Source organism: Loigolactobacillus jiayinensis, assembly GCF_003946445.1.
GTDB classification, from domain to species: Bacteria; Bacillota; Bacilli; order Lactobacillales; family Lactobacillaceae; genus Loigolactobacillus; species Loigolactobacillus jiayinensis.
Map to the genome: position 1 here is coordinate 1 of NZ_RHOF01000099.1, position 5,431 is coordinate 5,431.

5 protein-coding genes and 1 pseudogene are annotated in these 5,431 nt (G+C 46.6%); all 6 read left to right on the top strand.

The genetic code is table 11. The features are described from left to right. Positions 1-802: 802 nt before the first annotated feature. The gene (gene trpD / locus EKM80_RS14365) at positions 803-1,822 is read left to right on the top strand and encodes an anthranilate phosphoribosyltransferase (RefSeq protein WP_125554349.1); all 1,020 of its coding nucleotides are present in this window, start codon (positions 803-805) and stop codon (positions 1,820-1,822) included. Further along, positions 1,819-2,595, top strand: coding sequence for an indole-3-glycerol phosphate synthase TrpC (gene trpC / locus EKM80_RS14370; protein WP_125554352.1), 777 nt, complete (start codon positions 1,819-1,821; stop codon positions 2,593-2,595). Before trpD ends, trpC begins: the two co-directional genes overlap by 4 nt. A 29-nt stretch (positions 2,596-2,624) precedes the next feature. Beyond that, a pseudogene (locus tag EKM80_RS14375) lies at positions 2,625-3,206 on the top strand (phosphoribosylanthranilate isomerase). Then, positions 3,193-4,386, top strand: coding sequence for a tryptophan synthase subunit beta (trpB, locus tag EKM80_RS14380; RefSeq protein ID WP_191985959.1), 1,194 nt, complete (start codon positions 3,193-3,195; stop codon positions 4,384-4,386). The pseudogene EKM80_RS14375 and the gene trpB overlap by 14 nt, the downstream one beginning before the upstream one ends. Then, complete coding sequence (gene trpA, locus EKM80_RS14385; RefSeq protein WP_125554354.1) at positions 4,379-5,155, top strand: tryptophan synthase subunit alpha; 777 nt, start codon at positions 4,379-4,381, stop codon at positions 5,153-5,155. Before trpB ends, trpA begins: the two co-directional genes overlap by 8 nt. Before the next feature lie 125 nt (positions 5,156-5,280). Further along, positions 5,281-5,431: helix-turn-helix domain-containing protein (locus EKM80_RS15210; protein WP_164509589.1), on the top strand; the 151-nt coding region annotated here is incomplete at its 3' end.

A 5,431-nucleotide genomic window follows, 5' to 3' on the forward strand; every position in this document is an offset into this window, starting at 1 on the left:
CTATTTTAAATCCGGCAAAATTAAAATTAGTAGTTGACTTTTAGTTACTTTTATTTTAATCTTAATACAACTTAATAAACCGTCTATAACTTCAAACACGAAGTTATAAACCGAAGAAGTGGAGATCAAGATCGTGATGCCCGCACAGAGAGCCGCCGCATGCTGGGAATGGTGGTAGGAAACAAACGATTAAATGGACCACGGAGGGCGCGAATAAAGAAAGAGTGCTGGAAAAAGCGCTCAGGTACCGAGCATAGCCTAGCTTAAGTGATTATTTTCGTAGAAAATGATTGCTTAAGCGTAGCTAGGCGGAGGGACCTGCTTTTTCCAGCACGTTTCAACCAATATGGCTGAAACGTGTTTCACCAAGCAGATTTCTGCGGCTAGCGACGTAGCGCAAACGCTTTGCAGGCAAAGCATTCACCCTACTAGGCTAGTCCTCAAAATCTACCCGCTTGGTTCAACACTCTTTCCATTACCTCGCGACGTGTTGGTATACGTGAGTTACCGAGGGGATGTCAGTCCTCTGCTAAGATGGGAAAGTACCGCTTATAGTCTATTTAGCGTACTTTCCAACTAAGGTGGCACCGCGGAATAATCCGTCCTTAACAATTAATTTTGTTATGGGCGGATTTTTTTATTCCTAAGGAGCTGAAAATAATGCAATTAAATCAACGATGGCAAATTCTAGTGAGTTACTTTAAATTTAATCTTAAACTAACTTAACGTGCAACTTAGTCGGTCATGAGTTGCAAGTAGGTTAGTGTCGAGCACTTTAACTTAACCTATGGAGGGATTTACCATGATCAAAACTGCAATTCAAAAATTAGCCAATAAAGAAGATTTAACTTTCACTGAAACTGAAGCTGTTGTTAACGAAATTATGAGTGGCGAAGCGGATAATATTCAAATTTCCGCACTATTAACGGCCTTGACGATGAAAGGCGAGACCATTGACGAAATTGCTGGTGCTGCTAAAGCGATGCGCGCACATGCCTTAGCTTTTACCCCACGAGAAGATGTTTTAGAAATCGTTGGCACTGGTGGTGATCACGAGAATTCATTTAATATTTCAACGACCACCGCCTTAGTTGTTGCCGCTGCCGGCGTGCCAGTTGCCAAACACGGCAATCGCGCCGCTTCTAGTAAAAGTGGTGCCGCTGATGTTCTCGAGGCTTTAGGCGTTAAAATTGATGTTACGCCAGCTCAAAGTGAAGCAATTTTAGCACAAACTGGTATCTGCTTCTTGTTTGCTCAGGAATATCACCAAGCAATGAAGTATGTAGCACCAGTTCGTAAGACCCTCGGTATCCGCACCTTGTTTAACGTTTTAGGACCGTTGGCCAACCCAGCCGGCGCAACGCAACAGTTACTAGGTGTTTACGATGCCGCCTTAGTTGAACCACTTGCTCGGGTACTCCAGCAATTAGGTGTCGCTAATGCGCTGGTTGTACATGGTGAGGATGGCTTGGACGAGGTTTCCATTAGTGGGCCAACCCAAGTATGTGAATTGAAAAATGGTGTGTTCAACAGCTACGAAATTACGCCAGAGCAATTTGGCTTACAAACGGCACCGATTGCGACGATTGTTGGTGGTACACCTGCTGAAAATGCGCAGATTACCCGTGATGTCCTTGCTGGTAAAGCTGGCGCAACGCGTGATATTGTCCTGATGAACGCTGGTTGTGCGTTACACATTGCGCGGCCAGAATTAACGATTGCGCAAGGCGTTGCGTTGGCCGCTAAAACGATTGATAACGGTCAAGCAGCCGCTAAGTTAGCGGAATTCCAAGCTTTAACGAAAAACGAGGCGGTGGCATGATTTTAGATCAATTGGTTACCGCAACCAAAAAACGAATTGAACGGCAACAACAGCAAGTGACGCTAGCGCAATTAAAAGCACAAGTGGCGCAGTTGCCAGCGCGAACAACCTTTCCCTTTGAAACACAGCTTGGTCAACCTGGTTTGGCAGTGATAGGTGAATTGAAAAAGGCATCGCCATCAAAAGGGTTGATTGCGACTGACTTTCCTTACCAACAAATTGCCCGTGATTATGAGCAAGCCGGTGTGGCTGCCATCTCGGTGCTAACCGAGCCAGATTATTTTCAAGGCAACGACCAATTTTTGCCACAAGTTGCTAAGACCGTGAAACTGCCGTTACTGCGGAAAGATTTCACCGTAGCACCGTACATGATATATCAGGCACGCTTACTGGGTGCCAGCGCTATTTTACTAATTGTCGCTATTTTAACTGATCAAGAATTGCGTGCCGATTTGGCGTTGGCCGATCAGCTGGGTTTATCAGCATTAGTTGAGGCGCACGATGCGCAAGAAATAAAACGTGCTTTAGCAGCTGGTGCCCGAGTTATCGGGGTCAACAATCGCAATTTAAAGGATTTCTCAGTTGATTTAGAAAATAGTATTCAACTGCGGCAACAGGTACCAGCTGATGTGTTGTTCGTTGCGGAAAGTGGCATTAAGACGGCCACTGATATTGCACGACTTAAGGCAGCCGGCATCGACGCGGTGTTGATCGGTGAAACCTTAATGCGTGCTACCGATAAGGCAGTTCAATTGCAGGAATTGGGGGTTTAGCCATGACCCTAGTTAAGATTTGTGGCTTGATGCGTCTGGCTGATACACAAGTCATTAATCAAGTTCAACCAGATTTTGTCGGCTTCATCTTGGTACCTAATAAGCGGCGGACGATTAATTTAGTCCAAGCCGCTCAGTTACGACAAGCGATTCAGCCGCAGATCAAAACCGTTGGCGTGTTTATTGACGCACCTTTAACCGCGATGCTGACACCATTTGAACAGGGCATTATTAGTGTGATTCAATTACATGGTCATGAATCCGAGGCCACAGTGCGGACGCTACAGGCCGCTGGTGCGCAGGTGATTCAGGTGCAACAGGATGCGACACCGACTGCCGCCGACTATGCGCTCTATGATGCAGCACAACCAGGTAGTGGCACTACCTTTGATTGGCAGTAATTACCGTCACCAGCACCACGGCCATTTTTCCTAGCTGGTGGTTTAAACTTAACGAATATCAGTTCAGCGTTGACCCAAGTTCACCCAGCTGGCGTGGACGTTTCTAGTGGGGTTGAGACGGCTGGCTTAAAAGACCCAGCAAAAATCGCCGCCTTCGTACAGGCAGTGCGTAAATTTGATTTGGAGGTATCACCTAATGCAAAAAATTAAACCTGGTCGCTTCGGTAATTTCGGCGGCCAATACATTCCAGAAACACTGATGACTGAGGTCAATCGCTTAGCAGCAGCGTATGACCATTACAAAAACGATCCTGACTTTCAAGCCGAATTGACGACTTTACTCAATGATTATGCTGGTCGGCCATCGCGATTATATTACGCAAAACGCATGTCAGAAGATCTAGGCGGCGCGCAGATTTACTTCAAACGGGAAGACTTGAATCATACTGGCTCGCATAAAATCAACAACGTATTAGGCCAAATGTTATTGGCCCAGAAAATGGGCAAAACGCGCGTTATCGCCGAAACTGGCGCTGGGCAACACGGGGTCGCAACCGCAACTGTCGCCGCGTTAATGGGGATGGAATGTGAAGTCTTCATGGGCAAAGTCGATACGGATCGGCAAGCGTTAAATGTCTATCGGATGAAGTTACTGGGTGCAAAAGTTCATGCAATCACGACAGGAACAGGGACACTCAAAGATGCCGTCAACGCGGCTATGCAGGAGTGGGCTTCGCGGGTAGACGATACCCATTATGTGATTGGCTCAACCATGGGACCACACCCATTTCCAACGATGGTGCGCGATTTTCAAAGTGTGATCAGTCGTGAAGCGCGGGCGCAGATTTTGGAAGCCACCGGTAAATTACCAGCAGCAATTGTGGCTTGTGTTGGCGGTGGTAGCAATGCCATCGGTGCGTTCTACAACTTTATCAATGATAAGGATGTTCGCTTAATTGGCTGTGAAGCTGCCGGTAAAGGCGTTAACACTGATCAACAAGCCGCTACCATGGAAACAGGGCGGACTGGTATTTTCCACGGTATGAAATCACGCTTTATTCAAGACGGTGATGGGCAAATTGCACCTGTTTACTCAATTTCTGCAGGCCTAGATTATCCAGGCATCGGTCCTGAACACGTTCATTTAGCCGAAACTGGCCGGGCCGAATACGTTGGCGTCACCGATGACGAGGCTGTTGATGCGTTCGAATATATTGCGAAAGAAGAAGGCATCATCTGTGCGGTGGAAAGTGCCCATGCAGTGGCTTACGTACAAAAATTAGCGCCACAATTGGCCAAAGACCAAATCATTATTTGTAACTTATCAGGACGTGGTGACAAAGACGTTGCGGCGATTGCGCGTTATCGTGGGGTGGATATTCATGACTAATTTAAAAACAGTATTTGCAAATAAAAAAGCATTCATCGCTTTCGTAGTGGCTGGTGATCCGGATTTTGCGGCCTGCGCTGATAATATCGTTGCGCTTGCTGAAGCGGGTGCGGACCTCGTTGAAATTGGTATTCCGTTTTCTGATCCTGTCGCTGATGGACCAGTGATCCAAGCAGCCGATCTACGTGCTTTTGCGGCGGGCTCAACTACTGCAAAAGTATTTGAGCTAGTGGCAGCTGTTCGGAAACGGACGCAGGTACCTTTGGTTTTTCTGACCTATTGTAATCTGGTATATCAGTATGATTATGATAAGTTTTTCACCCGCTGTGCCGAATTAGATGTGGCCGGTGCTATTATTCCTGATCTACCACTGGAAGAACGTGATGAGGTCAAGCCGATTGCTGAAGCGCATGGCTGCCACATCATTCCGCTGGTGACGCCAACAACACCACCAGAACGAATCGCCAAAATTGTGGCGAACGTTGATGGCTTCATTTATGTGGTATCGTCCATGGGTATCACCGGGACACGCGATAATATCAAAACGGATCTTAATCAGTTAGTGGCTAATATTCGTAAGTACACCACCACGCCAACCGCTATTGGCTTTGGAATCCATACGCCAGAACAGGCTGCACAAATGGGTGCAGTGGCCGATGGTGTGATCGTTGGGAGTGCGATTGTTGATATTATCGGTCAATACGGCCGTGAAGCGCCAACCCATTTACAAGATTACGTTAAGGCAATGCGTGCCGCGTTGCCAGAATAGCTTTATAGCACACGTTTAAGCTATAAAGTTCGGCAATAAAAATGAGACTGCGACATAATATTACTTATGCCACAGTGAAGTGAACCCCCGGTATTGGACCAGAATCCAATACCGGGGGTTTTACTATGACTAAATATACTAAGCAGTTTAAACTGCAGGTTGTTCAAGACTATCTCACTTCTTCGTTAGGAATTGTATTGATTGCTAGAAAGTACCAGATCAAAAGTGACATGACCGTTAATAAGTGGGTCCGACAATACCAGCGTTTCGGCACCG

Bases quoted from the DNA above. Each gene is read 5' to 3' on its own strand.
- trpC (WP_125554352.1), top strand. From the start codon at position 1,819: ATGATTTTAGATCAATTGGTTACCGCAACCAAAAAACGAATTGAACGG.
- trpD (WP_125554349.1), top strand. From the start codon at position 803: ATGATCAAAACTGCAATTCAAAAATTAGCCAATAAAGAAGATTTAACT.
- trpA (WP_125554354.1), top strand. From the start codon at position 4,379: ATGACTAATTTAAAAACAGTATTTGCAAATAAAAAAGCATTCATCGCT.
- trpB (WP_191985959.1), top strand. From the start codon at position 3,193: ATGCAAAAAATTAAACCTGGTCGCTTCGGTAATTTCGGCGGCCAATAC.